The organism is Nocardia terpenica (assembly GCF_013186535.1).
In the GTDB taxonomy this organism is placed as follows: Bacteria; Actinomycetota; Actinomycetes; order Mycobacteriales; family Mycobacteriaceae; genus Nocardia; species Nocardia terpenica.
This window is the reverse complement of record NZ_JABMCZ010000001.1, coordinates 795,855-813,934: the sequence shown is the minus strand read 5'-3', so window position 1 is coordinate 813,934 and position 18,080 is coordinate 795,855. Positions and strand designations below refer to the sequence as shown.

The window sequence follows — 18,080 nt, the reverse complement described above, 5'->3', positions numbered from 1 at the left end:
CGTGGCCCTGTCGCGGTTACCCGTCAGTCGAGGAAGTGCTCGAGCTCCGCCGTGACGAACCGGGCGCTGGATACCATCGCCGTCTTCGACGGCGCCGACTATCCGGTCGGTGTGCTGCCGCTGCGCAATTATTGACCGGCACACCGCAATCTCGGGTATGGAGGCTGGAATGACCCGATTCTACGGTTCATGTCGTGGCTGATATTTCTGCGGGCGAGACGCTCGGCCCCGAGCGCTTCGCCATTCGTATCGACGATCGGGACCTCGCCGATCTGCGTGCCCGGCTGGATCGAGTGCGGCTGCCCGAACCCGAGACCGTGCCGGACCAGACCCAGGGAATCGGACTGGAGCGATTGACGGCGCTGCTGGAGGCTTGGCGGGAGCACGACTGGGATATCTGGCAGGAGCGGTGGAATGCCATTCCCCACTATCGGGTGGTGCTCGACGGTCTGGGGATCGCGTTCTGGCACGTGCGCTCCCCCGAGCCGAATGCGCTGCCGCTCTTGCTGACGCACGGCTGGCCCGGTTCGGTCCTCGAGTTCGAGGACATCATCGGGCCGCTGAGCGACCCGGTCGCGCACGGGGGTTCCGCGCGCGATGCTTTCCACCTGGTGATACCGGCGCTGCCGGGATTCGGGTTCAGCGACCGGCCGCGGGAGCGGGGCTGGGATCCCGGCCGTACCGCGCGGGCGTGGGCGGAGTTGATGACCGTGCTCGGCTATCCGCGTTTCGGCGCGCACGGCGGGGACTGGGGCGCGTTCGTGAGCACCGAACTCGCGCGCATTGCGCCCGAGCGGGTCGCGGGTCTGCACCTGACGATGCCGGTGGCCTCCCCGCTGCCGGAGGACCTGGTCGCGCCAACCCCTGCCGAACAACGCATCCTCGACCGGCGCACCCTGCACATGACCGACGGCTACGGCTTCGGGATGCAAATGAGCACGCGCCCACAGACCGTGGGCTACTCGCTGCTCGATTCCCCCGCCGGGCTGGCCGCATGGCTCGGGGAGAAGTTCGCCGCCTACGCCGATACCCGGCCCGAATACGGTGGCGGCGTGAGCATTTCGCAACAGATCGACACCATCGCGCTGTATTGGCTGACCGGCACCGGCGCCTCCTCGTCCCGGTGGTACTGGGAGGCGATGCGCTGGGTGCCGCGCGGCGCGGAGGCCGAAAACGCGCAACCGATAACCACTCCCACCGCCTGCTCGATATTCCCGGCCGATCCCTGGCCGACCGCCCGCCGCTGGGCCGAGCGCCGCTACCGCGATCTGCGGCCCTGGCACGAACTGGACCGCGGTGGCCACTTCCCCGGCCTCGAACAGCCGCACCTGCTGGTTCCCGAGATCCGAGAAGCGTTCCGGCACACGCGGAAACCGTAGCGTTGTCCCCGTCAAGAATTGCGGTACGCGGAGGGACGCGCCCCGGTGTGCCGCAGGAACGCGGTCGACAGCGGGGCGGGCCCGGCGAAGCCACACCGCACCGCGATCTGGGCGATCGTCAGATCGGTCTCGCGCAACAGCCGTTTCGCCTCGTCGATCCGCAACCGGGTCAGGTACCGGTACGGCGTCACCCCGGTCGCCTCCTTGAAGACCCTGACCAGGTGGTAGACGCTCAGGTGCACCTCGTCGGCGAGATCGGCCAGGGTGATGGGCTCGGCGAGCCGCGCGCGCATCACCGTCACAACCGCACGAACGCGCGCGTTCTCCCGCCTCGGCGGCGTCCCGGCGGACAGCCGGGTATGGCGGGTGAGCAGGTGCACGGTCAGCAACGCCGCCGCGGACTCGGCATACAGATCATCGACCGCGCCCGCGCCACCGACGGCCCGGATGATCTCCTCGACCAGCGGATCCCCCGCCGTCACCGACGCGGCCACGGCATCGAAATCCACCGCGCCACCGCCGAGCCGGGCCGCCGTCGAATCGACCGTGTCCCGGGGAATGTGCACCTGCACGCTGCGCAGCACCCCGTCCGCCCGATAGCGCCGCAGGGCAGGCCGATCCGGAGCCAACAGCTCGAGGCGCCCCGGCGCCCACCGGGTACGCCCCCACCGGCCACCGCTGCGCGTCTCCAGCACGGCACGTCCACCGACCGGCAGCACCAGGTGCAGATCCGCCGTACCCGGCAGTTCCATGTCCTCGACCATGGGGACGTGCTCGAACCGCTGCACGAGCAGGGACCGCCAGCCCGCATCCTGCCAACTGCAAAACGTCCGCCGGACATAGCGTTCCATCTCGAACCCGACGTACGGCTGGAGATCCAAACGCGTGGAGTCGAACACCATGAGATCAAAGCTATCGACAACAGGAGACCCGATGACGAGCAAGCCGGGCCGAGGGCTCGACGCCGAGGGCGTGTTCCTCTACGGGGTCGACGAGGCGGGCAAAATAGTCGCCGTACGCGCCTTCTGGGAGATCGAGCGCACCATGCGAACCCTCACGCTTCCCGAATAAGATCCGCGCACTTCTCCGCCATGGCCATGACCGTGATATTCGGGTTCACGGCAGGCAGTTTCGGCATGGCGGAGGCATCGACCACGCGCAGCCGTCGCACCCCCTTCACCCGCAGCTCCGGGTCCAGCACCGCCATGGGATCGTCGGCCGCGCCCATCCGGGCGGTGGCCGCGGGGTGGTAGACGGTGTTGTGGGTGGCCCGGATGTAGTCCAGCAGTTCGTCATCGGTCACCGCCTCGGGGCCGGGGGCCAGTTCCCTGGCGATCCACTCCCGGAGCGGCGCCTGTTCGGCGATCCTGCGGGCCAACCGAACTCCGGCGAGCATCACCCGTTCGTCGTGGCCCTCCGGGTCGGTGAAATACCGCGGGTCGACCCGGGGCCGGTCCCGGAAATCGCGGCTGCGCAGCCGGACGGTGCCACGCGAGCGGCCCTGGGTCACATTGGGGGTGAGGCAGAATCCGTTGTCGGTGGTCGGGTAGCCGTGGCGCAGCGTATTCATGTCGAACGGGACGCTGCCGTAGTGCATCATCAGGTCCGGGAGCCGCAGCGCGTCGTCGGTCGTGGCGAACAGCCCGATCTCCCACCACTGCGTGGAGGTGGTCACCATGGGCCGCGCGGCCTCCCAGAACACCAGCCCCTCGACGTGATCGTCGAGGTTGGCGCCGACCCCGGGCGCATCCACCCGCACCGGCACACCGATCTCGCGCAGGTGCTCCGCGGGCCCGATTCCGGAGAGCATCAACAACTTCGGGGTGTCGATCGCTCCCGCGGTCACGATCACCTCGCGGCGCGCGGTGGCGGTGTCGTAGCCGGTGAGGTCGGGGCGCTGGTATCGCACGCCGGTGGCGCCCCCGGCCTCGTCGAACAGCACTTCGCTGACCCAGCATCCGGTGCGCACCTCGAGATTCGGCCGCGAGCCCAGGATCGGGTGCAGATACGCGTGGGAGGACGACATTCTCGTGTTGTCCTCGTCCGCGTTGATCTGGAACCATCCGGCGCCGTTGCGAATCGTTGTGCCCCGGTTGAATTCGACCGTGGGCAGCCCGGCCAGCGCCGCGGCCTCCAGCACCGCGACACCGCAGGGATCGTTCGGCGGGACATCGCGCAGCCGCACCGGGCCGCTGCGACCGTGCTGATCCCCCGGGGCGCTGTTGTTCTCCAGGCGGGTCACATACGGCAGCACCTCGGCCGCGCTCCAGCCCTTCGCCCCCATGGCCGCCCACTCGTCCAGCCCCTCGGCGGGCGGCCAGAACGCGATACACGAGTTGTGCGAGGAACATCCGCCGAGCACCTTCGCCCGGGCGTGCCGCATGAAGCTGTTGCCGCGCTCCTGCGGTTCGACCGGATAGTCCCAGTCGTAGCCCGAATCGAGCAGGTGCATCCACCGGTCCAGCCGCAGGATATTCTCGTCACCCACATCCGACGGCCCCGCCTCCAGCAGGCACACCGTCACGTCCGGATCCTCGCTCAGCCGCGCGGCGAGCACGCACCCGGCCGAACCGCCGCCGGCGATCACGTAATCGAAAGTATTGTCAGACATCGTTTTTCACCTCCGTGTCAGCGGCCACGTGCGAAGCCAGCGTGCCGATGTTGCGCCTGCCCCGCAGCAGGTACCACAGCAGCCCGACGCCGAGGATCAGGCCGATGTAGACGAATGCGCCCCAGGTGTCGTACCAGGGCGTGCCGTAGACCGCGGTGCGCGGCCAGGCCAGGTTCAGCGCCATCCCGACGCCCCACACCACCGCGACGATATTCACCGGCAGCCCCCACCTGCCCATGGTGAAGTAGCCGCCCGCCGCCAGTTCCCGTGGCGGCCACCGACCTTGCAGCCGCTCGCGCAGCATCGGCCCGGTCACCATCAGATACGCCAGGTAGATCATGATGATCGCGATGGAGGTCAGCACCGTGAAGATCTTCGGCTGGCCGATATTGATCACCAGGATCAGAGCGGACAGCACGCCGATCAGCACGGCCGGTACCACCGGCGTCTGTGTCCTGCTGTGCACCCGAGCCAGCTTCTCGCCGAACGGCAGCGCGTTGTCGCGGGCCATCGCGAAGGCCAGCCGGATCGCGGCGGTGTGCACGGCCAGCGCGCACACCGTCACCGCCACCACGATGCAGCACAGGAAGATCGTGCCCAGCGGGCCCCACATCACCTGCTTCACGATGTATTGCAGGCCGCCGCCGTTGGCGCCGATGTTCGGATCCGACAGGTCGGGCGCCGCCATCACGCCGAAAACCAGGATGGCGCCCCCGATGACGAAGGACGCGAGCAGCGCCCGCAGGATGGCCCTGGGCGCCGTGCGCCGCGGCTGCACCGTCTCCTCGCCCAGCGAACTCGCGGTGTCGAAGCCGTACATCACGTAGCCGGAGGCGAGCGAGGCCACCAGGAACGCGCCCAGGTAACCGCCCGTCTCACCGGCGCCGTAGCCGTGCGTGGAGAAGAACACCTGCGGGCCGCGAGTCGCGTTGGCCGCCAACAGGATCGCGATCAGTACCGCGGCGATCAACTCGATGAACACCCCGGCGCTGTTGATCATCGCCATCAGCCGCACGCCGAAGGCGTTCACCAGGGTGGTGAAGACGATCAGTACGGTGCCCAGCAGCACCGCATTGGCGGCGAAATCGTGTCGCCCGCTGCCGTCACCGATCAGCTGGAACCCGCGCCACAGCCGGGGCAGGTTCAGCTGCAACGCCAGCACCACCGCCGACAGCGTCACGACGGACGCCGTGAGCATCAGCCAGCCCGACGACCACCCGACGATCCTGCTGCCCAGCGCCTTCGACCAGTTGTAGACCGAACCGGCCACCGGGTATCGCGCGGACAGCTCCATGAAGCACAGCGCCACCGCCAGCTGCCCGACGAATACCAGGGGCCACGACCACAGGTACGCCGGACCCGCGGTGCCGAACCCGAAATAGAACAGCTGGAATGTGCCGGTGAGGATCGAGATGTAACTGACACCGGCGGCGAAGCTGGCGAACTTCCCGATACTTCGATCGAGTGTTTCGCGATAACCGAAGTCCGCCAACCCGTTGGAGTCGGACCCCCGGGGTGGTTGCGTGACTGTCATGACGTTGCAATGCCTTTCGCGGTACGGGCCCGTCCGGGCCGAACGTGAAGTGCTCGTCTAGACGCCCTTGAACCACCCCGCAGGCTTCGGTGCCGTGTTGTGCCAGATGTGTTTGAGCTCTTGATATTCCGCGAGCCCCGTGGCGCCGAGCTCCCGGCCGTTCCCGGATTTCTTGAACCCGCCCCATTCCGCGGCGGCGGTGTAATAACCGAAGTCGTTGAGCCACACCGTGCCGTGCCGGAGCGCGCGCACCATGCGCTCGCCGCGCGCCGCGTCGGAGGTGCGGACCCCGGCCGACAGACCGTACTCGGTGTCGTTGCCGAGCCGGATCGCCTCGTCCTCGGTGCTGAACCGCTCCACCGTCAGGATCGGGCCGAAGGTCTCCTCCTGGACGATCCGCATCGACCGGTCACAGCGGTCGAAGATGGTCGGCAGGTAGAAACTTCCCGCCGCCAGCGCCGGATCGCTGGGCCGGGCGCCCCCGGTCACCAGCGTGGCGCCCTCCGAAATACCCAGCGCGACATAGTCTTCCACCTTCGCCCGGTGCTCCTGGGAGACCAGCGGCCCGGTCTCGCTCGCCGGGTCCAGGCCCGGGCCGACCCGGATCCGCTCGGCGCGGCGCGCCAGTTCGGCAACGAAATCGTCGGCGATGGACTCCTCGACGATGAGTCGCGTTCCGGCGGAACACACCTGCCCGGAGTGCAGGAATACGCCCGTGAGCACCTGGTCCACGGAGCTGTCCCAGTCGGCGTCGGCGAACACGATATGCGGATTCTTGCCGCCGAGCTCCATGGCGACCTTGGTCACGTGCTCGGCCGCCACCCGGGCGATGGTCCGCCCGGTCGCCAGCCCGCCGGTGAAGGAGATGAAATCGACGTCCGGGTTCGCGGTCAGGGCCTCGCCGAGCACCGCTCCGCTGCCCTGCACCAGATTCAGCACCCCGGCGGGCACGCCCGCCTCGACCGCCAAGCGCGCGAACGCGATGGTGGTCAGCGGGGTGACCTCGCTCGGCTTGGCCACCATGGTGCACCCGGCGGCCAGCGCGGGCGCCACCTTCCAGGACATCTGCAGCAGTGGGTAATTCCACGGCGCGATCAGCACGCACACGCCGATCGGCTCGCGCACCACCCGGCTGAGCACCGCCGGATCGCCCACATCGATCAGCCGATCCGCCTGTGTGGCAACGAGTCCGGCGTAGTAGCGGAACACCGAGACGATATCGTCGATATCGATTCGGCTCTCCGCCAGCGTCTTTCCGGTGTCGAGGGTCTCGGTCCGGGCCAGTTCCTCCTTGTCCCGGACCAGCAGATCCGCGATCCGCAGCAGCAGCGCCGACCGTTCGGCGACCGGCGTCGCGGCCCAGGCCCCGTCGTCGAAGGCCGCACGCGCCGCGGCGACGGCCCGGCGCGCGTCCTCCGGTGTCGCCTCGTCCACGGTCGCCACGACGGAGCCGTCCGCCGGATTGACGATCCGGCGGATGCCGCCGTCCGACGCGTGCTCCCATACGCCGCCGATGAGTAGGTCCGGGTCTGCGTTCATTGCACCTCTTCCAGACGATCAAGGGCCCGTTCGTGGAACTCCGCGATGTGATGTCCGACCGGCACCCCTGGTGGAAGACAACGTGGCACCGTGTGCCAGCACACTCCCTGAAGTTCTCAACGATTAGCTTCCAGTTCGCTGAAACAGGGTAGACCACGTGGTCTCACACAGCGAATCACCTCCTCGTCGAGGAAGCTTCGCCAAATCCCGAATTCATGTCGAAGGGGCAGGCCCGGAATATGTTCCCGACCTGCCCCTTGCAGGGTGAGCGACGGGACTCGAACCCGCGACAGCCAGGATCACAACCTGGTGCTCTACCAACTGAACTACGCTCACCATCGCCGGTAAGTTCCGGCGCGCTAGATCGTAACGCGAACCCTTGTTCAGAACCTAATCGGCGCCCTCACCTGGGGTATCGGTGCTGTTCGGGGGCTCGGTGAGCGCGGCGGCGACGGCGGCGATCTCGGCGGTGGAGGGGCCGGGGGCGGCGACGAAGGCGGTGCGGCGGTAGTAGCGGAGTTCGCGGATCGACTCGCGGATGTCGCTGAGCGCGCGGTGGGACAGACCCTTCTCGGGCTGACCGAAGTAGATGCGGGGGTACCAGCGGCGGCACAGCTCCTTGATCGAGCTCACATCGATCATGCGGTAGTGCAGGTGGGCGTCGAGGGCGGGCATGTCGCGGGCCAGGAAGCCGCGATCGGTGGCTATCGAATTACCCGCCAGCGGGACCGTGCGCGGGGTCGGCACATACTGCTTGACGTAGTCGAGGACCTGCCGCTCGGCCTCGGCCATGGTGACGGTGGAGCGGCGCACCTCGTCGGTCAGCCCGGATTTCGCGTGCATCTCCTGAACCACCGGCGGCATCGCGGCGAGCGCGGCATCATCGGCATGAATGACGATGTCCACGCCTTCTCCCAGGACATTGAGGTCGCTGTCGGTGACGAGCGCCGCCACCTCGATCAGCTTGTCGCTGTCCAGCCGGAGGCCGGTCATCTCGCAATCCATCCACACCATGTATTTGTCGGACACTTGCGCAAGGGTAACGGGTGTGTCGGGCGTCATCACGGATGTCGCGCATTCGACCGGCCGACAGGGGGATATGGTTTTCGCAGATCCGCGCTTCGTGCAGGCGGTCGGCAATGTTGGCGAGCAGTTGGCAGGGCGGACGGAGGATCGGCAATGACTAGTCCCCAGGAAAAGGCGGCGGCGGCGCGTAAGGCGGCCGAGGCGGCGGCGCGTGCCGCGGCCGAAGCGGCGGCCGAGGCGGAGGCGGCCGAACGGGAAGCGGCGGAATCCGAGGCGAGCACCGCGAAATCCGAGGGCACGAAATCCGGCGCCGGGAAATCCGCGGACAATCCGGGTTCCGCGGTCGCGCAGGAGATCGCGGCCGGTTACGCCTTCGAGGGCGCGGCGCTCGAATTGGGCGCGGTAATGGTCGACGACACGGTGAATTCCACCGCGCGGGTACGGATTCCGCTGCGGACGATCAATCGGCACGGACTGGTCGCCGGGGCCACCGGCACCGGGAAGACGAAGACCCTGCAGGGCATCGCCGAACAGCTCTCCGCCGCGGGCGTTCCCGTGGTGCTGGCGGATGTGAAGGGCGACCTGTCGGGCCTCGCGCAACCCGGCCAGCCGAACGACAAACTGGCCGCCCGCGCCACCGAGGTGGGCGAATCCGATTGGGCGCCATCCGGTTTCCCCACCGAATTCGTCTCGCTGGGCACCGAGGGCATCGGCATCCCGATCCGCGCCACCATCACCTCGTTCGGCCCGGTGCTGCTCAGTAAGGTGCTGGGGCTCAACGAGACTCAGGAGTCGACCCTCGGGCTGATCTTCCACTGGGCCGACAAGCAGGGCCTGGCGCTGCTGGATCTGAAGGATCTGCGCGCGGTCATCGCGCACCTGACCAGCCCGGAGGGCAAGGAGGATCTCAAGGGCATCGGCGGCGTCTCCGCGGCCACGGCCGGGGTGATCCTGCGCGCGCTGGTCAATCTGGAGAGCGAGGGCGGGGACACGTTCTTCGGTGAGCCCGAACTGGATCCGAACGATCTGCTGCGCACGGCGGGCGGGCAGGGCGTGATCACCCTGTTCGAGCTGGGCGCGCAATCGTCGCGGCCGGTGCTGTTCTCCACCTTCCTCATGTGGGTGCTGGCCGACCTGTTCCAGACCCTGCCCGAGATCGGCGACGCCGACAAGCCCAAGCTGGTGTTCATCTTCGACGAGGCGCACCTGCTGTTCAACGACGCGTCCAAGGCATTCCTGGAGCAGGTCGAGCAGACGGTGAAGCTGATCCGCTCCAAGGGCGTCGGCGTGTTCTTCTGCACCCAGCTGCCCACGGATGTGCCGAATTCCGTTCTCTCCCAACTGGGTGCGCGCATCCAGCACGCCCTGCGCGCCTTCACCCCCGAGGACCAGAAGGCGCTGTCGAAGACGGTGCGCACCTACCCGAAGACCGCCGCCTACGACCTGGAGAAGGCGCTGACCTCGCTCGGCATCGGCGAGGCGGTCGTGACGGTGCTGTCGGAGAAGGGCGCCCCGACCCCGGTCGCCTGGACCCGCCTGCGGCCGCCGCGCTCGCTCATGGACACCATCGGCGAGGCGGCCATCCGCTCGCGCGCCCAGTCCAGCCCGCTCTCCGCCAAGTACGGGCAGACCATCGACCGCGAATCGGCCTACGAGATCCTCTCCGCGAAAGTCGCTGCGGCACAGCAGCAGCCGGACCAGGCGCCCGCGCCCGGCAAGTCCGCCCCGCCCGAACCGGGCGCCGCCGAGCGCATCATGAACAATCCGGCGGTGAAGAGCTTCCTCCGCTCCGCCGCCACCGCCGCGGGGCGCGAGATCAGCCGCAGCATCTTCGGCACCCGCAAACGGTAGCCCCCCGCCGCCATTCCGGCCCGCTCCCCAACCGTCATTCCGGCACGCGCTCCCCGACCGTCATTCCGGCACACTCCCCAACCGTGATTCCGGCACGCTTTTGGCCGGAATCATTCGCACACGAACGAGACCCACATCACTCCGGCTATTGAAAATTGTCCGGTTTCAGTGCTACACATGTGGCATAGATCGCAACATATGTTGCATTATATGCAACGGACATCATGGGGTTCGAAGAGTTGATGCCACACCGCTTATCCCGTTCGAGGGCCCGCCTGTGCGGACTGGTCGTCGGCGTCGCCGTATCGCTGCTGGTGGGATGCGCTCCGGTGCATTCGAATCCGGCGGGCGCGGGCGCCGACGAGCGGACCGGAACCGTCCGGGTGTGGTTGTTCGACGAGGCCAACCGCGCTCCGAAGGAGGCGGTGGTGAACGAGGCCATCGCGGAATTCACCGCGACCCGCCCGGACGTGCAGGTCGATGTGCAGTGGGTGCCGGTGGCGGGCCGGGCGGACAAGTTCGCCGGGGCCTTCAACGATCCCGCCAACGCGCCCGACGTCGCCGAATACGGCAACACCGACCTCGCCGGGTACGCGGTGACCGGGGCCTTCGCCGATCTCGGCGCGGACGTTGCGGCCTGGCCCGACGGCGCCGACCTGATCCCCTCGGTCCTGGACACCGCGAAATCCGGCGGCAAAATCTACGGATTACCGTGGTACACCGGCATTCGCGCGCTGTACTACCGCACCGACATCTTCACCGACCTGCATCTGCGCCCGCCCGCCACGCTCGACGAACTGGCCGAGACCGCCCGTCGCATCCGGGCCGCGAAGCCCGACATGTACGGAATCGCGGTGGGCGGCAAGTACACCTACGCCCTACTGCCGTTCCTGTGGGCCTACGGCGGCGAACTGGCCGACTACGACGGCACCATGTGGAACGCCGCGATCGACTCCGCGGCCGCCCGCGCGGGAATCGCCCGCTATACCGGCCTGATTCACGACGACATCTGCCCGCCCGCGCAGTGCGCCGGATTCACCGGCACCCAGAGCGTGCAGGCGTTCGCGGGCGGGAAGGCCGCGATGACCATCGGCGGCGACTTCAACCGCAAGGCCGTGGATCAGGGTGCGGCGCAGGGAAAGTACGCGGTGGTCCCGCTGCCCGGCAGCCGACCCGGTTCGATCGCACCGGCTTTCGCGGGCGGCAACCTGCTCGGCGTGTTCCGGGCGAGCAAACATCGCAGTCTCGCACGCGAATTCGCCGAACTGCTCGCGAACGCGAAGTATCAGGAGAAGATGTACCGGGCGATGGGCAACCTGCCGACCCTGGCCGGGGTGCAGCGCACGCTGGCCGCCGCCGACCCGTCCCTGCGGCCGTTCGTCGAAACCCTCGCGGCCGGAACCAAATTCGTTCCGGTCACGCCCGCGTGGTCGAAGATCGACAGTCAGAACATCCTGCCGACCGCGGTGCAGCAGATCGCCACCGGCGCGAAATCCTCCGACGCCGCGCTGGGTGCGGCGGCCGCGCAGATGAACAAGGCATTCAGGTAGGCGCACATGGCACTTCGACAACCACCGGCCGGCGCCGCGCGACCGCGCCGGATCGGCCGCGACACCCTCACCGCCTGGCTGTATTTCGCGCCCGCGGGGCTGCTGCTCGCGGCCGTCCTGGCCTACCCGATCTACCAGATCGTGCTGATCTCCTTCTACGACTACGGCCAGGCCCAGGCGGCGGGCGTCGAGCCGCTGCACTTCCTCGGCCTCGGCAACTATCGAGAATTGCTGTCGGACAGCCAGTTCTGGACGGTGCTGGCCAATACCTTCGGGTTCGGCGCGGCCTGCGTGCTCGGTTCGCTGGTGGTGGGCACCGGGCTGGCGGTCCTGGCCGCCCGGGTGCGGTCGCTGCCCCGCACGCTGCTGTTCCTGGCGGCGCTGGGCGCGTGGTCGACCCCGGCCGTGGCCGGTTCCTACGTGTGGCTGTTCCTGTTCGACACCGATTTCGGGGTGGTGAACGAGGCGCTGGCGGGTCTCGGCTTCGGCTCGATGCGCGGCCACTCCTGGACCTACGGCACCCTCAGCGCCTTCGGAGTCGTTGCCGCCCAGGTGATCTGGTGTTCGTTCCCGTTCGTCATGGTGACGATGTACGCGGGCATCCGGGCCATACCGAAGGAGGTGCTGGAGGCGGCCGCGCTGGACGGCGCCTCCGCGTGGCACACGGTGCGCTCGGTGATCCTGCCGATGCTGCGGCCGCTGCTGCTGATCGCCACGGTGCAGTCGATCATCTGGGATTTCAAGGTGTTCACCCAGATCTATGTCATGACCAACGGCGGCGGTGTCGCCGGGCGGAATCTGGTGCTCAATGTCTACGCCTATCAGAAGGCGTTCGCCGGGCAGGAATACGGGCTCGGCGCCGCGATCGGCGTCCTGATGACGCTGCTGTTGTTGTCGATCACCGGACTCTACGTCCGATTCCAGCGCCGGAGCACAGCATGGGAGTGACATCGCCCCGCCGCAGGGGGTCTCGCCTCGCCGCCGAGGCGGTGACGGTCGTGATCGCGGGATTGGTTGCCTTCCCGCTGTATTGGATGGTGCTGTCGGCGCTCAAACCCGCCGGTGAGATCCAGTCGGCGCATCCGCGACCGTGGACCCTCGCGCCCAGCTGGGACAGTTTCCAGCGGGTGTTGTCGCTGAACGGTTTCGGCCGGTACTTCGCCAACAGCCTGCTGGTCGCGGTCGTGGTGGTGGCGCTGTCGCTGCTGCTGTCGTTCCTGTCGGCGGTGGCGCTGACCCGGTTCCGGTTCCGCGGCCGGGCGGTGCTGCTGGTGATGATCCTGGTGGCGCAGATGGTTCCGGTCGAGGCGCTCACCATTCCGCTGTTCTTCCTCATGCGCTCGATGGGCGGCGCCGTCCCGGCGCTCAGGCTCAACGAGCTGGGCTCGATCATGCTGGTGGACCTGGCCTTCAGCCTGCCGCTGACGATCTGGCTGCTGCGCGGATTCGTCGCCGCGGTGCCGGTCGAGCTGGAGGAGGCCGCGAAACTGGATGGGGCGAGCCGGATCCGGTTCACCTGGCAGATCCTGCTGCCGCTGGTCGGGCCGGGCTTGGTGTCGGTGAGCGTGCTGGCATTCATCCACGCCTGGAACGACTTCCTGTTCGCCAAGACGTTCATCATCTCCAAGACCGAGAATCAGACGCTGCCGCAGGCGATTCTGGTCTACTTCACCCCCGACGACACCGACTGGGGCGCGGTAATGGCGTCCTCCACCCTGATGACCATCCCGGCACTGGTGCTGTTCCTGGTAATGCAGCGCAAGCTGGTGTCCGGCCTCGACGGCGCCGTAAAGGGCTGACCCATGCCACCATTCGACACCCTCCTCCCCCGCCCCGTCACCGCCATCCCCCACCCCGGCACCTGCCCCTGGCCCACCCCCATCCACGTGTATCCGGACCCGACCCTCCCGCCCGAGGGCTACCGCCTCACCATCACCCCCACCGCCATAACCCTGCACACCGCCGACCCCGCAGGCGAATCCCACGCCCACCAAACCCTCCGCCAACTCCTCGGCCCCAACACCTTCCGCGCCGCCCCAATCCACCCGACCACCCCTCCCCTCCACCATCCCGGCCCACCACCACCCACTGATCCCGGCGCACCACCACCCACTGATCCCGGCGCACCACCACCCACTGATCCCGGCGCACCACCACCCACTGATCCCGGCGCACCACCACCCACTGATCCCGGCGCACCACCACCCACTGATCCCGGCGCACCACCACCCACTGATCCCGGCGCACCACCACCCACTGATCCCGGCGCACCACCACCCAGTGATCCCGGCGCACCACCCCTCAGTCATCCCGGCACACCACCACCCAATGATCCCGGCATGCTTTTGGCCGGGATCCCCTGCGGAATAATCGAGGACTACCCCCGATTCCGTTGGCGCGGCTGCCTTCTCGACGTGGCACGCAACTTCCGCACCAAAGCCGAGGTACTCCGGTTCGTCGATCTGCTCGCGGCGCACAAGTTCAACGTGCTGCACCTGCATCTGACCGACGACCAGGGCTGGCGGATCGAGGTCCCGGAGTTTCCGCGGCTGACCGAAATCGGCTCGTGGCGAACGGGTTCCATGGTGGGGCGGCACGACGGCCCGGAACGTGACGGTAGGCCGCACGGCGGTTACTACACCACCGACGATCTGCGTGAGATCGTCGCCTATGCGGCCGAACGCGCGATCACGGTGGTGCCGGAGATCGATATCCCCGGCCATGCGCGGGCCGCGATCGCCGCGTACCCGGAGCTGGGGCCGGAATCCACCGAGCCGTGGGAGGTCTGGACCTCCTGGGGAATCAGCACCTCGCTCCTGGAGCCCGGCGACCGCGCGCGGGACTTCTTCCGCCGCGTCTTCGATCACGTGCTGACCGTGTTCCCGTCGGAGGTGATCTGCCTCGGCGGCGACGAAGTTCCCGGCGCCACAGTCGAACACGGCCGGTTCGTCGCCGACATGGCCCGCTATTTCGCCGACCGCGGCCGCCGCGCAATGGGCTGGGACGAGGTGCTCGACGCGGAATCGCTGCCGCCGATGGTGATCGGCGCGTGGCGCGACGAGGAGGTGGCCGCGCGCGCCCTCGACGCCGGGCACGAGGTGGTGCTGTGCCCGGAAACCCGGCTGTACCTTGATCATCGGCAGTCCGACCACCCCGACGAGCCGATTCCCGTCGGGTACCTGCGCACCCTCGAGGACGTCTACCGCTACCGGCCCTCGCCCGACGACCCGCGGGTGCTCGGCATCCAAGCACAGATATGGAGCGAGCACCTCGACACCGTCCGCCGGGTCGACTACGCGACCTTCCCGCGCCTGTGCGCCATCGCCGAAATCGCGTGGAGCCCACCGGAAACCGACTACGCCGAATTCCTGTCCCGGCTGCGCGAGCACCACCTGCCCCGTCTGGACGCACTCGGCGTGGAGTACCGCCCCCTGGACGGCCCGCATCCGTGGCAGACCCGGCCCGACGTGCCCCGCACGGCGCACCGGCCGCGCTGACTCAGCGGTTGTTGTCGGCGTTCCCGGCCTTCCACTCCGGCCACGGAATGTTCCAGTCGCCCAGGCCGTCCAGGCCCGACAGCGTGCCGCCCACCGTGTTCTTCACAATGGCGATATCTCCGCGCTTCGCATTGTCGTAGACCCACCGGGCATCGGCGGGGCTCAGATTCAGGCAGCCGTGGCTGGTGTCCACCGAGCCCTGCTGGCCCACCGACCACGGCGCCGAATGCATGAAGATGCCGCTGTAGGACATGCGCGTCGCCCAGTCGACCGGGGTGCGGTAGCCACCGGACGAACTGGATGGGACGCCAAAAGTGGTGGAGTCCATGATAATTCGGTCGAACCGGTCGCTGAGGATGTAGACGCCGTTGTCGGTGGGCGTGGAGTCCTTGCCCATCGAGGTGGGCATGCTGCGCAGGACCTGGCCGTTGCGCTCGACGGTCACCGTCTTGGTGTTGTCGTCGGCGGTGAAGATCGTGGCGTCACCGACGGTGAAACTTGCGTGAATGTCGTTGTCGCCGATCAGCCCCCGGCCCAGATCGCGGCCATAGGTGTTGACGTCCACGGTGATTCGGGTGCCGGGCGCCCAGAAGTTCTCCGGCCGCCACCGCACCTCGCGATTGGTGACCCAGTAGAACGCCCCCTCGACCGGCGGCACCGTCGTGATCCGGATCGCGTCCTGCACGGCGCGTCGATCCGCGATGTTCTCGTCGAACTGCACGGCCACCGGCTGACCGATCCCGACCACCTCGCCGTCGCCGGGCACCATCCAGGGATGGGTGCGCTCGAGCGGCGCGAGAGTGGTGAAGCTCAGCTCCGCCGACGCCACCCCGGCCAGACCGACGGCATCGGCCCGCAGCCGATACGTGCGGCCGAACCCGAGCTGCTCGCCCAGCCGCCAGGACCGCCCGTCGGGCGCGATCCGGCCCTGGACCGGGTCACCCTCCGGTGTGAGCAGCGTGACACCGGTCAACCGCCCGTCATCGACCCGCACCGCCAACGGCTCCCCCGGCGAGACACCGACCTGCCCATCCCTGACCGGAAGCACGAACTTCGGCCGCAACAACGCGACCACCGACTCCCCCCGAAGCGCCTCTCCCCCACCCGACCCCGCCCCACCACACCCCGCAACCACCGCGCCGACCAGGAAAAACACGGCAACCACCGCCGCCCGACGCCGACCAAGCCTCACGCCCATGCCAACCCCGCTCCCTGCATCGTGCGCGCCCACAACCCGCCGCGCCCGCCCGAGACCAAGCCCCGCCCATTCTGCCAGCCACCCCACCCCCAACCCCCGCAAACACGACAACAACACCCCCACACCACCCCTGAACAGCCGATTTCACTTTCCCCGCACAGTCCTGTTATGGTTTTCCCCGCACCGCAACGGAGCCCACCGCCCCGAAACGGAAGCACAACCAGCGCCATTAGCTCAATTGGCAGAGCAGCTGACTCTTAATCAGCGGGTTCGGGGTTCGAGTCCCTGATGGCGCACAATTCCGGTACTTCTGGACACCATCCTCGTATCTCGTGTTCTAGCGCGCTAGAACACGCTGCAGAGACACCGAACATCGGCGGTCTTTTCCCGTTCGCCTTGCCGACGTCTGCCGCCACGGCTGATCACAGTACTGTGCCACCGGACTCTGGCATACCACCGGCATGGTTGCGGGGCGGGCGCCTGGATCGGATGCAGCCGACCTCGCTGGACAGCATTCGTGTCGTCTACGGCTCGGTCTTGGTCAACCACGCGGGCCGTCTGGCCGAACGCGCTGTACTCGGCTCGCTGGGCTGGGTCCCCGGCACCCCGATCCGGATCCGGCCGGCCGCCCCCAGCCTGCCCGGTGTGCTGCTGGTCACCGGCGGCGAACCCGGCGGTCACGCGATCGCACGCAACGGGCAACTCTCCATACCCGCGGACATCCGCAAGGCGATCCGCCTGCACAAAGGCGACCGCGTGCTGCTGGCTGCCCATCCCGACCAGAAACGGCTGATCATCGTGTGTCAGGTCGCGCTCGCGGATCTGGTCGCCGAGATCCGCGACCGTATCGACGGCGGTGAGCAGTCGTGACAACCGCTACCCCGGCGATCACCGCCGCCGAACTCGACGCCGCGCGCACCCTGCTCGCCCGGATGGGCATCACCGCCGCCGATCTGCTCGACGTCCGCCCACCCGCGCCGACATTCGCCGAATACATCCCGGCCATTCGCGAACGGGTGAGCTCGCAGAGCACGCTACGCACCTACAACACCCACTGGAAATACCTCGAACGCGAATGGGGCCCCCGTCGCATCGACGAACCCACCATCACAGAGATCACCGAGATGCGCGACGCCGCTCGACGCAACGCCAAACAAGACCGCAACGCCCGCGACGGCCGCGGAGCCGCCGAGGCGATGATCGGGGCGCTGCGATTCCTCTACAGACACGCCGAGAGCGACGGCTTCCTCCGGCCCGGCGACAACCCGGCAAAACGAGTTGCCAAACCGCGTCGTATCCCGTCCACCAGGCGGGGCCTACCGCTCGAACAGCTCGCCGAGATAGCGCAGGTGGCCGCGACCACCGGCAACGACCCGGACCTGGACACGGTGCTGCTTCGCTTGCACGCCGAGACCGCGTGCCGACGGGGCGGTGCCCTGGGTTTACGCCTCGACGACCTCGATCCGCAGCAATGCCTGATCCACCTCGTGGAGAAGGGCAAAATCCCTCGCTGGCAACCGATCTCGCCCACGCTGATGGCGAACCTGCTCCATCATGCCCGCAAGCGGGGCGCACAACCCGGTGAACAACTACTGCGCTACCGCAACGGCAAGCCGATCACCCGCCGCCGATACGACGGACTGTGGACCCGGATTGGGCTCGAACTGCCGTGGGTCGAAAAACAGCAGATCAGCACCCACTGGCTGCGGCACACGACCCTGAAATGGGTGGAACGCAACTTCGGCTTCGCCGTGGCCCGCGCCTACGCCGGACACGCCGAGGGGAAGTCCGAAGGTTCGACGGTCATCTACACCCGGGCCAGCCTCGAGGAAGTCGCGTTGGCACTGGCCATCTTGACCGGCGAGCCCCATCCACTCGCCGCAGCGGCGTGAGCG

Annotated in this window: 14 protein-coding genes, 2 tRNA genes and 1 pseudogene; 10 read left to right on the top strand and 7 right to left on the bottom strand. The window is 68.1% G+C overall.

Going from position 1 to position 18,080, the window contains the following annotated elements:
• The first annotated feature begins 194 nt into the window (after positions 1-194).
• Positions 195-1,379, top strand: a complete 1,185-nt coding sequence (locus HPY32_RS03600; protein WP_231951488.1) for an epoxide hydrolase family protein — start codon at positions 195-197, stop codon at positions 1,377-1,379.
• An 11-nt stretch (positions 1,380-1,390) separates the two neighbouring features.
• On the opposite strand, the gene HPY32_RS03595 is transcribed toward HPY32_RS03600, so the two are convergent.
• Entirely contained in the window at positions 1,391-2,281 is an 891-nt protein-coding gene (locus HPY32_RS03595) for a helix-turn-helix domain-containing protein (RefSeq protein ID WP_067583277.1), read from the bottom strand.
• A 46-nt stretch (positions 2,282-2,327) separates the two neighbouring features.
• Here HPY32_RS03595 and HPY32_RS03590 point away from each other — a divergent pair.
• Positions 2,328-2,450: pseudogene (locus HPY32_RS03590) on the top strand (nuclear transport factor 2 family protein); the annotation flags it as partial.
• On the opposite strand, the gene HPY32_RS03585 reads toward HPY32_RS03590, so the two are convergent.
• The 5 genes from HPY32_RS03585 to orn all read right to left on the bottom strand — a co-directional run bounded on the left by HPY32_RS03585 (position 2,434) and on the right by orn (position 8,077).
• A complete protein-coding gene (locus HPY32_RS03585; protein WP_067583274.1) occupies positions 2,434-3,990 on the bottom strand; it encodes a GMC family oxidoreductase in 1,557 nt (518 codons plus the stop codon). The pseudogene HPY32_RS03590 and the gene HPY32_RS03585 sit on opposite strands and share 17 nt — an antisense overlap.
• Positions 3,983-5,524: an APC family permease gene (locus tag HPY32_RS03580; RefSeq protein ID WP_067583271.1), complete on the bottom strand. Its 1,542-nt coding sequence runs from the start codon at positions 5,522-5,524 to the stop codon at positions 3,983-3,985. Before HPY32_RS03580 ends, HPY32_RS03585 begins: the two co-directional genes overlap by 8 nt.
• A gap of 57 nt (positions 5,525-5,581) precedes the next feature.
• A complete protein-coding gene (locus HPY32_RS03575) occupies positions 5,582-7,063 on the bottom strand; it encodes an aldehyde dehydrogenase family protein (protein ID WP_067583268.1) in 1,482 nt (493 codons plus the stop codon).
• Between the two features lie 263 nt (positions 7,064-7,326).
• A tRNA-His gene (locus tag HPY32_RS03570) sits at positions 7,327-7,399 on the bottom strand.
• A 54-nt stretch (positions 7,400-7,453) separates the two neighbouring features.
• The gene (gene orn / locus HPY32_RS03565; RefSeq protein ID WP_373686616.1) at positions 7,454-8,077 is read right to left on the bottom strand and encodes an oligoribonuclease; all 624 of its coding nucleotides are present in this window, start codon (positions 8,075-8,077) and stop codon (positions 7,454-7,456) included.
• A 165-nt stretch (positions 8,078-8,242) separates the two neighbouring features.
• On the opposite strand from orn, the gene HPY32_RS03560 reads away from it, so the two are divergent.
• The 5 genes from HPY32_RS03560 to HPY32_RS03535 all read left to right on the top strand — a co-directional run bounded on the left by HPY32_RS03560 (position 8,243) and on the right by HPY32_RS03535 (position 14,987).
• Positions 8,243-9,940, top strand: coding sequence for a helicase HerA-like domain-containing protein (locus HPY32_RS03560; protein ID WP_067583262.1), 1,698 nt, complete (start codon positions 8,243-8,245; stop codon positions 9,938-9,940).
• A gap of 224 nt (positions 9,941-10,164) precedes the next feature.
• Entirely contained in the window at positions 10,165-11,490 is a 1,326-nt protein-coding gene (locus HPY32_RS03555) for an extracellular solute-binding protein (RefSeq protein ID WP_231951487.1), read from the top strand.
• Between the two features lie 6 nt (positions 11,491-11,496).
• The gene (locus HPY32_RS03550; protein ID WP_067583259.1) at positions 11,497-12,438 is read left to right on the top strand and encodes a carbohydrate ABC transporter permease; all 942 of its coding nucleotides are present in this window, start codon (positions 11,497-11,499) and stop codon (positions 12,436-12,438) included.
• Positions 12,429-13,289, top strand: coding sequence for a carbohydrate ABC transporter permease (locus HPY32_RS03545; protein WP_067583256.1), 861 nt, complete (start codon positions 12,429-12,431; stop codon positions 13,287-13,289). Before HPY32_RS03550 ends, HPY32_RS03545 begins: the two co-directional genes overlap by 10 nt.
• A gap of 3 nt (positions 13,290-13,292) precedes the next feature.
• Complete coding sequence (locus HPY32_RS03535) at positions 13,293-14,987, top strand: beta-N-acetylhexosaminidase (protein ID WP_301546020.1); 1,695 nt, start codon at positions 13,293-13,295, stop codon at positions 14,985-14,987.
• Position 14,988: 1 nt separating this feature from the next.
• On the opposite strand, the gene HPY32_RS03530 is transcribed toward HPY32_RS03535, so the two are convergent.
• Positions 14,989-16,185 (bottom strand): L,D-transpeptidase, encoded by a 1,197-nt coding sequence (locus tag HPY32_RS03530; protein ID WP_171982706.1) that lies wholly within the window; start codon positions 16,183-16,185, stop codon positions 14,989-14,991.
• 223 nt (positions 16,186-16,408) lie between these two features.
• On the opposite strand from HPY32_RS03530, the gene HPY32_RS03525 reads away from it, so the two are divergent.
• From HPY32_RS03525 to HPY32_RS03515, 3 genes are all read left to right on the top strand, one after another.
• Positions 16,409-16,481, top strand: a tRNA-Lys gene (locus HPY32_RS03525).
• A gap of 193 nt (positions 16,482-16,674) precedes the next feature.
• On the top strand, positions 16,675-17,055 hold the full coding sequence (locus HPY32_RS03520; RefSeq protein ID WP_067583247.1) for an AbrB/MazE/SpoVT family DNA-binding domain-containing protein: 381 nt from the start codon (positions 16,675-16,677) through the stop codon (positions 17,053-17,055).
• Complete coding sequence (locus HPY32_RS03515; RefSeq protein WP_067583245.1) at positions 17,052-18,077, top strand: tyrosine-type recombinase/integrase; 1,026 nt, start codon at positions 17,052-17,054, stop codon at positions 18,075-18,077. The genes HPY32_RS03520 and HPY32_RS03515 overlap by 4 nt, the downstream gene beginning before the upstream one ends.
• Positions 18,078-18,080 lie beyond the last annotated feature (3 nt).